At 43.5% G+C, this 14706-nt stretch carries 15 protein-coding genes; 7 read left to right on the top strand and 8 right to left on the bottom strand.

From position 1 onward, the window contains the following. Positions 1-6 precede the first annotated feature (6 nt). The gene (locus tag ACMXYO_RS06905; protein ID WP_415887777.1) at positions 7-627 is read left to right on the top strand and encodes an FMN-dependent NADH-azoreductase; all 621 of its coding nucleotides are present in this window, start codon (positions 7-9) and stop codon (positions 625-627) included. Positions 628-794: 167 nt separating this feature from the next. On the opposite strand, the gene ACMXYO_RS06900 is transcribed toward ACMXYO_RS06905, so the two are convergent. The 8 genes from ACMXYO_RS06900 to trmH form a co-directional block, all read right to left on the bottom strand. After that, entirely contained in the window at positions 795-1151 is a 357-nt protein-coding gene (locus ACMXYO_RS06900; RefSeq protein ID WP_415887776.1) for a VOC family protein, read from the bottom strand. 114 nt (positions 1152-1265) lie between these two features. Further along, on the bottom strand, positions 1266-1619 hold the full coding sequence (locus tag ACMXYO_RS06895) for a hypothetical protein (RefSeq protein WP_415887775.1): 354 nt from the start codon (positions 1617-1619) through the stop codon (positions 1266-1268). A gap of 409 nt (positions 1620-2028) precedes the next feature. Beyond that, the gene (locus ACMXYO_RS06890; protein WP_415887774.1) at positions 2029-2493 is read right to left on the bottom strand and encodes a hypothetical protein; all 465 of its coding nucleotides are present in this window, start codon (positions 2491-2493) and stop codon (positions 2029-2031) included. An 81-nt stretch (positions 2494-2574) separates the two neighbouring features. Next, complete coding sequence (locus tag ACMXYO_RS06885) at positions 2575-3048, bottom strand: hypothetical protein (protein WP_415887773.1); 474 nt, start codon at positions 3046-3048, stop codon at positions 2575-2577. 52 nt (positions 3049-3100) lie between these two features. After that, positions 3101-3598 (bottom strand): hypothetical protein, encoded by a 498-nt coding sequence (locus ACMXYO_RS06880; RefSeq protein WP_415887772.1) that lies wholly within the window; start codon positions 3596-3598, stop codon positions 3101-3103. 365 nt (positions 3599-3963) lie between these two features. After that, positions 3964-5352, bottom strand: coding sequence for a sigma-54-dependent transcriptional regulator (locus ACMXYO_RS06875; RefSeq protein ID WP_415887771.1), 1389 nt, complete (start codon positions 5350-5352; stop codon positions 3964-3966). 11 nt (positions 5353-5363) lie between these two features. Continuing rightward, a complete protein-coding gene (locus ACMXYO_RS06870; RefSeq protein ID WP_415887770.1) occupies positions 5364-7421 on the bottom strand; it encodes a sensor histidine kinase in 2058 nt (685 codons plus the stop codon). A gap of 54 nt (positions 7422-7475) precedes the next feature. Next, entirely contained in the window at positions 7476-8192 is a 717-nt protein-coding gene (gene trmH, locus ACMXYO_RS06865) for a tRNA (guanosine(18)-2'-O)-methyltransferase TrmH (RefSeq protein ID WP_415887769.1), read from the bottom strand. A gap of 100 nt (positions 8193-8292) precedes the next feature. Here trmH and ACMXYO_RS06860 point away from each other — a divergent pair, with 100 nt between their 5' ends. The 6 genes from ACMXYO_RS06860 (at position 8293) to ACMXYO_RS06835 (ending at position 14672) form a co-directional block, all read left to right on the top strand. Beyond that, on the top strand, positions 8293-9159 hold the full coding sequence (locus ACMXYO_RS06860) for a prephenate dehydratase (RefSeq protein WP_415884212.1): 867 nt from the start codon (positions 8293-8295) through the stop codon (positions 9157-9159). A gap of 438 nt (positions 9160-9597) precedes the next feature. Next, positions 9598-9867 carry a metalloregulator ArsR/SmtB family transcription factor gene (locus ACMXYO_RS06855; protein ID WP_415887768.1) on the top strand — a complete coding sequence of 90 codons (270 nt, stop codon included), beginning with the start codon at positions 9598-9600 and terminating at the stop codon, positions 9865-9867. 6 nt (positions 9868-9873) lie between these two features. After that, entirely contained in the window at positions 9874-10878 is a 1005-nt protein-coding gene (locus ACMXYO_RS06850; RefSeq protein ID WP_415887767.1) for an ArsJ-associated glyceraldehyde-3-phosphate dehydrogenase, read from the top strand. A gap of 2 nt (positions 10879-10880) precedes the next feature. Further along, positions 10881-12092: an organoarsenical effux MFS transporter ArsJ gene (arsJ, locus tag ACMXYO_RS06845; protein WP_415887766.1), complete on the top strand. Its 1212-nt coding sequence runs from the start codon at positions 10881-10883 to the stop codon at positions 12090-12092. Positions 12093-12212: 120 nt separating this feature from the next. After that, a complete protein-coding gene (locus ACMXYO_RS06840; protein ID WP_415887765.1) occupies positions 12213-13199 on the top strand; it encodes a GGDEF domain-containing protein in 987 nt (328 codons plus the stop codon). 177 nt (positions 13200-13376) lie between these two features. Continuing rightward, a complete protein-coding gene (locus ACMXYO_RS06835; RefSeq protein WP_415887764.1) occupies positions 13377-14672 on the top strand; it encodes a Na+/H+ antiporter NhaC family protein in 1296 nt (431 codons plus the stop codon). The last annotated feature ends 34 nt before the right edge of the window (positions 14673-14706 follow it).

Raw genomic sequence — 14706 nt, 5'->3', positions numbered from 1 at the left:
GCAACGTTGTTGCAGCCAGACACTCATAATATTGAGAAGAATATGATTAATAAGATTTTACGTATAGATGCCAGCATGCGAAAAAAGGGCTCTTACAGCCGTACACTAAGTGACCATCTCATTGAAACATTAAAAAATAAGACTCATACGACGGTTAAAACGCGTGATTTGGCCAACGGTATTCCTCTTATCACTGAGGCTTGGATAAAAGCAAACCTCACCGACATTGACGAGCGCACTGCTGAACAACGATCCGTACTATCCTGTTCAGACGCTTTAATCAGTGAACTTAAGGAAGCAGACAATTTAGTGATTGGCCTGCCAATCTATAATTTCCATGTACCTGCGGCATTTAAAGCCTGGATAGATCAGATAGCCAGAGCCAAAGTAACATTTCGTTATGGAGAGAAAGGCCCGGAAGGTTTACTAAAAAATAAAAAAGCCTATGTCATCTTAAACTCGGGTGGAACGCAGCTCGGTACCGACATTGATTTTGTGTCTGACTACATTCAGCACATCCTTGCCTTTATCGGCATTAGAGACGTCATCATCATCGACAGCTGCGGTATTGGCAGAGATGAAGAAAAAATAATCAGTAATGCGCAGGCAATGATAAATAACCTTTAAACACAGTGCCAAGTAAATAAAATTATGTGAAAAACATAATTAATAGAATTAAAGGGCTTTGAACCATTTAAGGCCATATTTATGTGCTTCTTAACGCTTAGCACAGCGGGAAAATGCTGCGAAGAGAGGAACGAACGTAGCAGTAGTTTTTCCGCAGCTGCGTCTTGTTATGCATTGACTGCTAAAACCTGATAAAAGGAAAGTAGATTGCCAAACGGGTCACTAAACTCAAAATAGCTCACTGTATCTGGCACAATTTCTATTTCAGACGCTGTGACACCAAGGGCAGTCACCAACTTATGACTTTCTTCAATATCAGTTGACTCGAAACCAATATTTTTCATACTAGATTCCTCAGCTTCGAGTTCGAAAAGCTGCAATGTGAAGGATGGTGTCACGCATATTTCCCATATACCTTCAGCAGGACTAAATGATTCAATATCACCTAAAAGTTTGCGGTACCACTCGATTGACTTTTCTAAGTTAGGAACAGGTATCCCTACAGTTACACTATTTATTTTCATAAACTTTCTCGATGTTAGATTGATGCATAACGCTTTTGTAATGGGCCGCATTGCTGCGAAGCAGCGCAGTTTGCGGTCCAGCCCGAAGGGCGATTATTAACAAACTTGTTATACCTAATTTAAAACTGTCACAACTATTGATCCAATAGCCAAAATGCCAGATATAACGATGGCTGCCATAGCCGTAAGTTGTGCCTTTTTAGCAGCAGAAACTGCAAACTTAAATTCAGAGAACTGTAAGTAATTGAAGAAAGCTTGAGTTGATAATTTCCACTCATATTCTTCATGATCATTTACATACTCAGTTTGAGCACCACTTAATATAAATATTTCATGCCTAACAAAATCGAATTCCTGTCTAGTTAACCCTGCAGCTTCGCATGCCTGAACTTTAGAGAAATTCTTCTGTGACAGAGCAAACTCAATCAGTTTTATATATTTATGATGTTCAAGAGTAGATAGGTCCACATTTTCTCCGATAGGTATAACGCTTTTGTAATGGGCCGCATTGCTGCGAAGCAGCGCAGTTTGCGGTCCAGCCCGAAGGGCGATTATTAACAAACTTGTTATATGTTCTAACGTTTATCAAATCTGTTTCCTATAGCCTTAAGTCCTTTTATTAAGCTAGTTTCACCTGTAAGGCCAAAGGTTAGGAAAACAACCCCGAGAATCAATCCGGTCAAACTACTTAATTCAGGAGTGACTCCAGCTAGAAGCAGAAAAGTTGAGAATAGGATAAATACGAGTCCTATCACTAATCCTAGAAACCTCATTACTATTCGCACTTTGACCTCATTCGCCTTACATATAACGCCCAACATAAAGGGCCGCAGCGCAGCTGCGGTCCAAGCCCGAAGGGCGACTTTTGATGTTTTTGTTAATAGTCACTTGCACGTGTACTCCTTCGTTCCCTCTTAGGATTATGAGGAAAGCAATTATTGTAGGCTTGGGCAATATGCTTACGGCCCATGTCATCTTGAATTACACACTCTACAACACATGGATTGCCAAGACTTGAACGCCATTGGTGATGTTTTTTCGAAGCTTCAACGTCGAAAGAAACACTTACATCAACTGAGATGACCCACTCTCTACGTACATCTCTTTTTGAAAGATGCTCTAAAAGCATATTCCGATAGAAGAGAATTAAAGAATCAAACTCATTTGTTTTTGGTTCAGTCAGTAGGTTTATGAGATCCAGCACTACATATTTGTCAGCACGATGCTCAACAAATTTATAAAGCTTACCTATTCCCCAATAGCCATCTACATCATTGTTTCTACTATTAAATGACTGAGCTATACCGTGAGCTATGCCTGTTAATTCTTTTCTACGAGCCATAATGACTATTAACGCTTGTGGCACAGGCAACCGCGCAGCGGTTGTCCTAGCCAGCTTTGCTGGCGGATGTGCCCACCCTTGTTATGCATTTTCTTTAAATAATTCGATAACTGCCTTCAACGGTATATTCCCTAAACCACTAGCCTTTCCATTATACAAATAAGATAACGACACATTGTCAGCAGGCGAACCTATGAAGAATGCCACTGCTCCTGACGGTACGCCATACCCAGCTTGAGATTGATGATCACCTCTTGGGTATCTATCACCTACGGAATACTGAATGATCACGTCTTTTTTTGTATAAATTGCTTCAATATACGCTTCCTTCAACCCATTTTGGCCGTCTTTATACTGAATTACTGCTATTGCAGAAGCGCTTTTTATTTGCTGCACATCATCCATCTCATTCCAAGTCTTAAGGTCTGCAGGAGTGTATGTTCGCTCTGTTATTGGTTGCTTTTCAAAATAGCTATATGAAAGATATCCAAAAAACAAAATGGCAAGGAAAAATCCACTACCAAAAACAATTCCTTTTATAAAAGTTTTAAACATCTAACTCTCTCTAATACATAACGCTCAGCTAAGTGGCGCGCAAAGCGCGTCATTACTTAAGCGCCTTGTTATGAGTTTTAACTGATAGGAAACCTTCCTCTTTAACGACAGGTATTGATTGGTTCCCAACCTTAATGTGCAAATTCGGTCCTTTTCCTTCCAACTTATACCAAGTACCTAAGTAAGCTAATTCATACCAAGAATTACCAGTTCTGCCCTCTGGATAGATGGTTCTTAAATCCATTTCCCCATCCATACCATAATCTTCATACTCAATTCTTTGCCTACGCTCTTCATCAAGAGTGGAATATATAAGCAAATCAACAACACCATCTCCATCCGAATCACTTAGCTGAGCCACGAGCTTCGACTTACTAGAGAAAAAGGCAAACCCTGGCTTGTCTTTGTGAGCTACTAACCAATAATTCTCTTGATCAAATTGACGATAATCACCGACTCCAGAGAACACAAAGCCCTCCTTGTACCACTGAAGATAAAGCACAGCGGAAAGAGTAACCATAAGCAGTGCAATAATCACATTTTTGAGCATGGTTGGTTACCTGAACTCATAACATTTGTATATACGGGGGTCCGTATATCTACCCTAACAGTATTTATTGAAAACAGATGTAAGGAATTGAAAAGGAAGGAATAAACTAGAAAATACAAAGATTCTTCCGTGACAAACCACGCATGCGCTATATCAATTGATATACGGGGGTCCGTGTATCTACCCACGCTAGACATCCATCTGTCTGATTTAGTTAACTTTTTAACCTAGCTTAAGGCTCAATACAAGCAATACGGCTTAGCAAAAATTAACAAAAAGATTCATAAACGCTGCACAGTTAGAGATATACTGTCCAAATCAACAGTTTTTTGATGTCGAAAGTACAGAGTTTTTACTAACTCAATTTAAGTGTAATCAGCCCTATTTATCCCGTACTTCGCCATCTTCTGGTTTAGCGTACGTCTTGGCAGGTCTAAGGCATCCATCACCGCTTTGATATTGCCTTGATGCTGTTGCAAAGAGCGTTTGATTACTTCGGCTTCAAAACCTGCAACTTGTACAGCTAAAGGTTGGCTGATATCCCCTTCAAGGTGTGAAGCCTGAAGAGTGCTGTTATCTGGGAAGAGGATATCACTGACCGACACGCGCTTATCCAAAGCATATCGCATTGCGATATTTTTTAGCTCACGAACATTACCCGGCCATTGGTAACTTTGCAGAGTGCGGAAATCTTGTTCGGGCAGCGATCGTTGTTCTTTGTCGTGTGACTCCGATGTCATGCGTACATAGTGTTCAAACAGTAGTGGTGTATCTTCTAGACGATCCCTTAACGGCGGGATATGCAGCTGCGATACGTTTAGGCGATAGAAAAGATCTTCGCGGAAATCATCCTCTTCTCGCAGATCGGTTTTAGCAGCGGCAATAACACGTAGATCGACTTTAATCGGTGAATTACCACCTAGACGTTCAATAACACCTTCCTGAAGTGCACGCAGCAGTTTGATCTGCAGGTGTAGCGGCATGCTCTCAATCTCATCAAGAAACAGAGTGCCACCACTGGCATACTCGAACTTACCGATTCGGCGTTTAGCGGCACCAGTAAAGGCACCTGCTTCGTGACCAAAGAGTTCACTCTCAATTAGAGATTCTGGAATCGCACCGCAGTTGATCGGTACAAAGTGCTTGTCTTTACGATGACTAAATTCGTGTAGTGATTGCGCCACTAGCTCTTTACCGGTGCCTGTTTCGCCGTAAATGATGACATTAGTATCTAGATCAGCCAGCGTGAGGATCTCTTGCTTTAAGCGCCTGATCGCTGGTGAAATACCAATTAAGCGCTGATCGATGCCGCTGGATGAAGCTAAATTCTGTTGTAGACGAAGGTTATCCAACATCAGGCGGCGCTTTTCGCAGGCACGTTGGATTGTCTCTACAAGTCGCTCAGGGTTAAAAGGCTTTTCGATAAAATCGTAAGCACCCTTTCTCATAGCACCAATGGCCATATCAACATCGCCATGACCAGTCACGAGAACCACAGGAAAGCCGGGTACGGTCTCCAATATTTTGTCCATCAACTCTAAGCCGGTCATCTCTGGCATTTTGACATCGCTGACAACGATACCTGGAAAATCAATTTGAATATGGCTTAGGGCTTGCTGGCCGCTATCACAGCCAATCACATCAAAACCGGCCATTTGTAACCATTTTTCGGTAGATTTCCGCACCATGGCTTCATCATCTACCAATAAAACAGTACCTCTGGATGACTGATTTGGTGATTGCTTATCTGTCATTACGACCTTCTCTAATTAGTTTCACAAATAGGTAATTGCAAGGTAAACACAGCCCCGCCCTGCTCGGTATTCCCTGCACTGATATCACCATTTAAATCACGCATGATGGATTTAACAATCGCTAAACCTAAGCCTAGGCCATCACCCATAGGTTTCGAGGTGATAAATGGATCAAATAGATTAGCCAATAACGCAGGATCGATACCTACCCCGTTATCTATAACCTGCAGTTGTAACTGCTGAGAATTGCTATCTTCTAGCAATTCAATCTGAAGCTCTTTATCTGCCCTACCCTGCATAGCATCAATAGCATTTTTAACAAGGTTAACCACAACCTGTTCTAAACGTGCATTATCACCTAGAACATAAAGTGTTTTCTCAGGTAGTTCTAACTTAAGCCGCACATCTTCATCAGCGATACGCTGCTTGAACATCTGCAGAGAGTTTTCGAGCACCATCTGTATCGAGACCGGCTGCTTTTGTTCTGGCTTTTTGTAAGCGTAGGTTTTGAGCTGAGCAGTAATTTGCGCCATGCGTTGTGTAAGCCCATCTACTTCTAGCAAGCTTTCTTCTAGCATTTCAGGCTGAGTCATCACCTGTCGGCAGATCGCCACGTAATTCCTAATCGCTGTTAGGGGCTGATTCAATTCGTGCACAATTGCGGTGGACATACGACCAAGTACCGCCATTTTACCGGCCTGAACTAACTCTTCTTGTGCTTCTCTTAAAGCCAATGTCCGCTCTTCAACTTTGTGTTCTAGAGACTCATTGGCTCTCTGCAATTGGATCTCCAGACCTTTACGTCTGGAGATATCGATAACCGTTACCAAAAACTGCTTTGCCTCATACCCCTGCATTTTTCGGATAGAGATCAATAGAGGGAACTCGGTACCATCACTTCTAGAACCTACCGCCTCATAACCCACCAGCGGGGAAAACCCCTTTTCACCTAATCGATGCAACACCCTCGCAATTGGGGTAATCCCATCAGAAGCCAGCAATTCCAACAAAGGTTTAGCAAGGATCAATGGCATAGACACAGCAAACTGCTGCAGCGCCATATCGTTAGCAAAAGTGATATGACCTCTTTCATCGATAAGCAGTAAGCCAACCTGTGCGTTATTAATAATCGCTTTTTGTTGCGCTTCACTTTTCGCTAGAGTCTCACGGGTGACATTTTGTGAACGGAGCTTTAACTGCCGTTCTCGGAACCACAGAGCAAACAGACCAAGCGCGATACAACCACCAAACGAGAACAACGCCGCATTCCTGACATTCCGTTTGACCACTTCAGTATCAGTGAGGACCGAAACCTGCCAACTTAAGTCATCCAGCGCTACTGAGCGTGACAGCCATTGATCTGAACCTCGCTTCCAAAGCCGTGTAACAACCCCACTTGTTAACAAGGTTACTTCAACATCAACCTGTTCTTTGATGCTTTTGAAACGATTAAAAGGTGCAGTGGTATAGAAAATAGTGCCTGTTTGATCCCTTAAAATCACTTCACCGGTGGAGCGTAGCTTTTTAACCATCGCTTCTAGCTCAACCCGGACCACTGCAGCGCCCGAAAATTGTGTGCCGTTATAGACAGGTGAAGACAAAAAGTAAGCGGGTGATTGATTATGTTCATTCAAACTAAATTGGCCACCTCGGTGACCCGCCAACGCTTGTTTATAGTAATCTTGTCTTCGATGTGATCGTTGAATGAATTCCTGTTCGTCCCGCCAATGGCTGTAGGCTGCCGTATTACCCTCTGAGTTCAAAACAAATAGAGAGGATGAACCCGCAACAAGGTTAATCTGTTCTAAATAAAGACTAACTTCTCTAGCTATGCTCGGAGAGGGATCGACCAAAAGCGCTTTAACATCGGTATCTTGAGAGATCAAAAACGGCAAATAACGATACTCATCTAATGCCGATCTTAACTGAGTGATAACCTTTAAAAGCTCATCAGAGCCCTGCTGGTGAAGGTTTTGCAGGGTCCAATCACGCGCAAAGGTAACAACCTGCCATGTACAAACAAGCGTTAGTAATAGGAAGAGAAGCGTGACAAGCAGTCGTCTGACCATTAGTGATTAATTCGAAACCCAAAAACTCAGATTAGCAGGGGTTCAGGGATTGAATCAAACAGCAATGCCGCTCCAATCATATTTATCTGCCTGTCCTGCCTGTACGCGCTGATGCCAACCTGGTGCATCAATTACATCGCCAATATCATCAAGCGGAGGATAAGCTAAACCTTTTTCTCTGCAGAACTTCGCCAGATCACGATTACCCCACTCAAAAAGGGTGCGAGAGATCTCTTCATCACTGAGGTGCTGCTGTTCATACAAACCAGCCAACATGCGTTGACGCTGAGCTTCTACCAGAATTATCCCTGCAGCTGTGGATACATTAAGCGAACTTACCATCCCCATCATCGGGATAATGATATGCTGATCAGCCATCTCTGCCGCAACATCGCTCACACCCTGCTTTTCTGCGCCCATCAGCAACGCACATGGCTGCGTGTAATTAAACTCACGGTAATCTATTGCTTGATCGGTAAAATGTGCAGCTACCACTTTCATGCCCTGAGATTTAACCGTTTCGATCGCCGATTCGACTGATTCGTGCTGCCTGTTTTTAACGTAGAAATCACTACCCTTAGCCGTACCACGGTAAGTACGGTAACCCTCTTTAGGCACAACAGAATGAACACTATGAATACCAACGGCATCACAATTACGAATCAAAGCAGATAAATTTCGAGGTTTATTCACTTGATCAGCAATCAAACTTAGATCAGGCTGGCGGCGTTTAAGCACACTTAGCAGTTTTTCAGTACGTTCTGGCGTCATAAAACTATAATTGCAGGTAATTTAACTGCGCGAACAGTAACAGAGTTTTTATCTCTGTGTAATAATACGCGCCTCAATTTTCGTTAAACAGATAAAGACCATGACCAACCTGCCTGCCATTATTGCTTATCAAGGCGTACCGGGTGCTTATTCACACCTTTCATGCCGCAAAGCTCATCCAGAATTAGAAGCTAACGCCTGTGCAACTTTTTCGGATGCGATGTTTATGGTGGAGCGCGGTCAGGCACGTTTAGCGATGATCCCGCTCGAAAACTCAACAGCAGGTCGTGTAGAAGAGATCTACCGTTTAATGCCTAAAACGGAGCTACATATTGTCGGTGAACACTTTGAACCGGTTAATCACTGCTTGCTTGCACCAAAAGGCACAAAACTGGAAGATATCACTACGGTGGCATCTCACCCGCAAGCACTTGCGCAATGCGATGGTCATATTAATGAACTTGGCATTAAACCGGTTGCAAGCCTTGATACGGCGGGTGCAGCTGCCGAACTAAGTGAAAAGCAGACGCCAGGCCATGCGGCAATTGCCTCCAGCCTAGCGGCTGAGCTTTACGACCTAGAAATTATCCGTGAGAACTTCCAAGACAAAACTGGGAATACAACCCGCTTCTTGATTCTTGCGCGTGACAGTCATATTCCTGCACTAACCAACGGTTCACGCTTTATGACATCGATCATGTTTACGGTACGTAACATTCCAGCTGCGCTCTATAAAGCGCTGGGTGGATTCTCTACCAATGGCGTAAACATGTTGAAACTAGAGAGCTACATGGCGTCTGATACTATGACGGCGACGAGCTTCCACCTTGATGTCGAAGGCCACCCAGACCAAAAAGCGATGAAATATGCGCTACAAGAATTAGACTTCTTTGCCAAAGATGTGCGAATTATGGGCACTTACCCACTACATCACTTCCGTTTGGAAGACGATCAGATCATTGAGTAAATAGCCTGATAAACGGTTAAACCGCACAAACCTAATTGATACTTAGCTAAACTAAACGTAAGTATCAATTAGGTGATTACTTTCTGCACCAAAGTCCAATTTTGCACTGCACAAAAAATCAACATACTACACATGCACTTGCGGCTTAGCTATCAAGGACATGTGATAGCTTTCGAGCCCATCTGCATCCCATCTTCAACTCTGGCCTCGCCATGAGTTAACGCATTTTTTGCCCCTCTTTTAGAGGGGTTTTTTTATGCCTACAGAAAATTGTTATCTCAGTTCCCCCTCAAAATTTAACTCACTCACGCTAAGTCGCTATTGCTAGCCCTAAAAATTTTTGCCATCATATACGGAAAAACATATATGTATCGATTAGCTATGCAAGCCACTACTTTATTTAAGTGCTTATCAGACACCACAAGGTTTGAACTGATAATGCTGATACATCACCACAAAACACTCTGTGTCTGTGATTTCACAACCTTACTTGAGTTGAGCCAACCTAAGATCTCACGCCACCTGGCTCAGCTGAGAGAACACGGAATCGTGAGTGATAGCCGCAAAGGTCGCTGGGTTTATTACAGCCTAAATAACCAACTTCCGGATTGGTGCCAGCGTGTCATAAACGAGACTTATCAAGCTAGCCAAACAGAGCTAGCAGAACTGCTAAAGAAAAGTTTAACCTCAGAAAGCTGCTGTGAGTAATAAAAGATGACTATCAAAATTGGTATTAATGGTTTCGGCCGAATGGGCCGTTTGGTAATGCGTGCGGCTTGGGAATGGCCAGAATTTAAATTTATTCAGATTAACGATCCAATGGGCGATGCCGCTACACTAGCCCACCTGATGAACTTTGATTCTGTTCACGGCACATGGAAATACGAAGCTGCAGCAACTGATACTGGCATGGTCATTAATGATCAACAGATTAGTGTTACTCACAACAGTCGTATCGAAGATACCGATTGGTCTGGGTGCGATCTTGTCTTTGAAGCCAGCGGTGTCATGAAAACTAAGGCTCTTTTAGATAAATACACAGAACAGGGTGTTAAGCATGTTGTTGTGACAGCGCCGGTAAAAGAGGAAGGCGTGCTCAACCTCGTGATGGGTATCAACCACCAGCTGTATACGCCGGGTGATTTCCCAATCGTTACAGCGGCTTCTTGCACAACAAACTGCCTAGCTCCAGTAATTAAAGTTGTACACGAAAAACTTGGCATCAAGCACGGCTCAATGACCACGATTCATGACATCACAAACACGCAAACGATCTTGGATGCGCCACATAAAGATCTTAGACGTGCACGTGCTTGCGGTATGAGCCTTATCCCCACAACAACGGGATCTGCCAAAGCGATTACTCAGATCTTCCCTGAGCTAACCGGTAAACTAAATGGCCATGCAGTTCGTGTACCGCTAGCGAATGCTTCGTTAACCGACATGGTTTTTGAGCTAGAGCGTGAAACAACTGAAGAAGAAGTAAACGCATTGTTTGCTGAAGCTGCTGAAAACTCCTTAAAAGGTATTTTGGGTTACGAAGAACGTCCGCTAGTTTCAATCGACTACCGTACCGACCCTCGTTCTTCCATCATCGATGCTCTATCCACCATGGTGGTAAATGGCACACAATTGAAATTGTATGCTTGGTACGACAACGAATGGGGCTACGTAAACCGTACTGCCGAACTAGCTAAATACATCGCGATTGATTGTTAAAAATGAGTAATCTTGCCAACAGTGCCATCCGGCAATACATGGTCGTTACAGGTAATTACTGGGCCTTTACCTTAACGGATGGCGCGTTGCGCATGTTAGTTGTACTGCATTTTCACCAGCTCGGTTACGGTGCTCTCAGCATTGCACTGCTGTTTTTGTTTTATGAATTCTTTGGCGTTGTCACCAACCTATTTGGTGGATGGTTAGGCGCTAGAATTGGTTTAAATAAGACCATGAATATAGGGCTATCTTTCCAGATCATCGCCCTACTCATGCTGACACTCCCAACAGATTACTTAAGCATACCTTGGGTGATGGCCGCCCAAGCCCTCTCGGGTATCGCCAAAGATCTGAATAAGATGAGTGCGAAGAGCGCGATTAAATCGCTCGTAGCAGAGAGTGCCCAAAGTACGCTGTTTAAATGGGTAGCAATCCTCACTGGCTCGAAGAATGCACTGAAAGGCGTTGGTTTCTTCTTAGGCGGGGCTTTGCTTCACTTTGTCGGTTTCCAAGGTGCTATGTGGATCATGCTGATCGGCCTGATCATCATATTAAGCTGCAGCCTGATTTTGCTTAAAAAGAGCCTCGGGGTTTCCAAATCAAAACCGAAGTTCACAGAAGTTTTTTCTAAAAATAGAGCAATCAATATTCTCTCTGCAGCGCGTATGTTTCTCTTCGCATCTCGCGATATTTGGTTTGTGGTCGCCTTACCGGTTTACCTAAGTGAAACCATAGGCTGGGATTTTTGGATCGTCGGCAGCGTCATGGCTAGCTGGGTCATTATGTATGGCTTTATTCAGTCCATTGCCCCCAGCATTACTGGAAAAAGATCAAAAACACCACCTAGCGGGCATAGTGCTGCGCTTTGGGCTGGGATACTCTGCTTTATACCCGCGTTGTTCGCATTGAGTTTAGGTAGTAATGAAGTTTGGATTCTACTCGTAGGTTTAGCCATCTTTGGTGCTGTCTTCGCTCTGAATAGTTCGCTTCACAGCTACTTAATCGTTAGCTATGCACGTAAAGATGGTACTTCTCTAGATGTCGGCTTTTACTATATGGCAAATGCGATGGGTCGATTGATCGGGACAATTCTTTCAGGTGCAGTATTCCAAATCTGGGGGCTTGAGGCCTGCTTGTACTTCTCCTCATTGATGTTACTAATAACTGCAATTATCTCTTTATGGCTACCGAAAGGGGTATCTGTTTCAGCTTGAATTCCTCAATGCCTCTCAGATAAATCACAGTTTTCAACAGCGCCTCTGATTTAAACAGCTAAACTTAGAAAACCAGTTAAACATAGATTTTTCAGCATATGCCATGCGGGGGCTACGCGAATGCAACCGACAGCTAAAGTCTCAGATTACTGTGACGTTTTTTTAGCCCTGACGGAACAACGCGATCAAAAAGCGCTGAATCAACTGCTGATTGAAACCTGTATCGATCTGTTTCCTCTGCATCATTTCTGGCTTTATAACTACGCAAACTTTGACCAGTCCACTGAAAAACTTATAGCCAGCAGCGAAAGCTCTGATGTATTCACATCAATGCTAGAAATCCCTGAATATATTCAGCATATTGAAGCACACGAGCCTGCTCGCTTTATTCGTGAAGAGGGTTATAGGTATTACAGCTTTAAAATTATTCATTCTCAAAACGGTGTCCTAATTACCAACTTACCCGATACCTCGGACTTGATGCATGATGTGATTACCAAACTAGTCTCAGTTTATGCCAACCAACGCTTTTTTATGTTCTCTGCGATGAATGATGCCCTGACTGGACTCTACAACCGCCAAGCATTTGATCAGCAAATGGATACGCTTCTTTTAAAGCAGCAATCCCAGCGGCGTAAAAATGACAAGTCATCTGAACCACATTGCTTTGCTCTCCTAGATATTGATCACTTTAAACAGGTCAATGATAACTTTGGACACCTTTTTGGTGATGAGGTGCTGTTGATTCTTTCACAGCAGATGCAAAAAACATTTCGAGATGAAGACTTAATGTTTCGCTACGGAGGCGAAGAGTTTGCCCTTGTGCTCAAAGAGATATCTTTAGAATCTGCATTGAATGTACTCGAACGATTCCGCACTCAAGTAGCACAAACCAATTTCCCCCAAATAGGCCAAGTGACATTGAGTATCGGGATCACAGAGATAACGAAAGGGCTTTCACTGCCAGCATTAATAGACCGAGCTGATCAAGCGCTTTACTTCGCAAAAAAACATGGCCGTGATCAGGTTCATTGTTATGAAACACTACAGAGTAATGGATACCTCAATCCACCCAGTGAACACGAGGGTGATATTGAGCTGTTTTAAGCGCATGACATTCAACTGATATAACTTAAAGGTAAGTTAACTGCAGTTTTATTCATTTCATTTACACCTACTTAAGTAGTATATTTCGCGCCTTATTCGAACAGCTGGTCAGATCCCGGCCGTTTGTCTTCTCCAATATTGAAACCATTACCCATGGTCTCTAATAGGATACTGTTAATGAATAACTCCTCCCCTGTTGCGTTACTGCCATTAGGGCTTTTTTTAGCTCTGTTTATCGGCAGTGGAATTTACTACCAAGCTCAAGGTACAGAATTCGCCTTCTACCAAATATCTGCCCCCGTTGCGATTATCCCCGCGGTTGTCCTGTCACTTTTTTTAACTAAAGGCACACTCAACGAACGACTTGAAATCTTTATCAAGGGCATTGGTGATCAAACCATCATCACTATGGTCATCGTCTTCCTTTTGGCTGGAGCATTTGCTTCTGTAGTGAAGGCTATTGGAGGCGTTGATGCGACGGTTAATCTGGGCCTGAACTATATACCTGAGTGGCTATTGCTCCCTGGTATTTTTGCCATTGCCGCATTTATAGCCACCTCAATGGGTACTTCAATGGGCACTATTGCCGCTGTAGCACCTGTCGCGGTGGGTATTACTGAAGCTAGCGATCTACCCCTGCTTCTAACCGTAGGTGCCGTTGTTGGTGGTGCCATGTTTGGTGATAACCTATCGATTATTTCGGATACGACAATCGCAGCCACTCGAACTCAGGGCTGTGAAATGAAAGATAAGTTCCGCCTTAACTTACTGATTGCACTCCCGGCCGCTATCATTACTATGGTCGTTCTTGCGCTTCAAAGCTCTACAGCAGGCGTATCTGAACAAAGTTACGAACTGATCAAAGTTGCACCCTACCTAACGGTTCTTATCCTAGCCATTGCAGGCTTGAATGTAATGCTGGTGTTATTGGTGGGTATTGTTTTAGCTGGAGCCGTTGGCTTTATCACTGCGCCAGATTACAACATTGCGATGCTGTCAAAACAGATCTATGACGGTTACACCGGCATGCAGGAGATAATGATCCTATCAATGCTGATTGGCGGGCTAGGTGCGCTGATTAAGCATCAAGGTGGATTAAACTTTATAGCTTCAGCAATTGAAAAACTGACCGGAAAAAGCGGCGGTAAAAAAGCGGGCGAATTCAGTATCACAGCCAGCGTCGCGGCGACAAACCTATGTACGGCTAACAATACGGTATCTATCGTTATTGCCGGCTCGTTGGCGAAAGATATCGCACAACGCTATGGCGTAAATGCTAAACGCTCTGCCAGCCTAATGGATATTGCGTCCTGTGTGGTACAAGGCATTATCCCTTGGGGTGCTCAGATATTATTAGCCTCCTCTATCGCAAAAGTTTCTCCACTAGAATTGGTAACCTCAATCCAATACTGCTGGTTCTTAGGCTTAGCTGCGATTATTTCTATCCTAATTTCACGCCCTGGCTATAAATAACCAAAACACAAAATAAGGCCAATAAAAAAGGGAG

Origin of the sequence: Neptuniibacter sp. QD37_6 (assembly GCF_047778085.1) — a bacterium.
Taxonomy (GTDB): Bacteria; Pseudomonadota; Gammaproteobacteria; order Pseudomonadales; family Balneatricaceae; genus Neptuniibacter.
The sequence above is the reverse complement of the archived record's forward strand: the minus strand, read 5'-3'. Positions and strand labels throughout refer to the sequence as shown.

Bases quoted from the DNA above. Each gene is read 5' to 3' on its own strand.
- ACMXYO_RS06900 (WP_415887776.1), bottom strand. From the start codon at position 1,151: ATGAAAATAAATAGTGTAACTGTAGGGATACCTGTTCCTAACTTAGAA.
- ACMXYO_RS06890 (WP_415887774.1), bottom strand. From the start codon at position 2,493: ATGGCTCGTAGAAAAGAATTAACAGGCATAGCTCACGGTATAGCTCAG.
- ACMXYO_RS06885 (WP_415887773.1), bottom strand. From the start codon at position 3,048: ATGTTTAAAACTTTTATAAAAGGAATTGTTTTTGGTAGTGGATTTTTC.
- ACMXYO_RS06880 (WP_415887772.1), bottom strand. From the start codon at position 3,598: ATGCTCAAAAATGTGATTATTGCACTGCTTATGGTTACTCTTTCCGCT.
- ACMXYO_RS06875 (WP_415887771.1), bottom strand. From the start codon at position 5,352: ATGACAGATAAGCAATCACCAAATCAGTCATCCAGAGGTACTGTTTTA.
- ACMXYO_RS06870 (WP_415887770.1), bottom strand. From the start codon at position 7,421: ATGGTCAGACGACTGCTTGTCACGCTTCTCTTCCTATTACTAACGCTT.
- trmH (WP_415887769.1), bottom strand. From the start codon at position 8,192: ATGACGCCAGAACGTACTGAAAAACTGCTAAGTGTGCTTAAACGCCGC.
- ACMXYO_RS06860 (WP_415884212.1), top strand. From the start codon at position 8,293: ATGACCAACCTGCCTGCCATTATTGCTTATCAAGGCGTACCGGGTGCT.
- ACMXYO_RS06855 (WP_415887768.1), top strand. From the start codon at position 9,598: ATGCTGATACATCACCACAAAACACTCTGTGTCTGTGATTTCACAACC.
- ACMXYO_RS06850 (WP_415887767.1), top strand. From the start codon at position 9,874: ATGACTATCAAAATTGGTATTAATGGTTTCGGCCGAATGGGCCGTTTG.
- arsJ (WP_415887766.1), top strand. From the start codon at position 10,881: ATGAGTAATCTTGCCAACAGTGCCATCCGGCAATACATGGTCGTTACA.
- ACMXYO_RS06840 (WP_415887765.1), top strand. From the start codon at position 12,213: ATGCAACCGACAGCTAAAGTCTCAGATTACTGTGACGTTTTTTTAGCC.
- ACMXYO_RS06835 (WP_415887764.1), top strand. From the start codon at position 13,377: ATGAATAACTCCTCCCCTGTTGCGTTACTGCCATTAGGGCTTTTTTTA.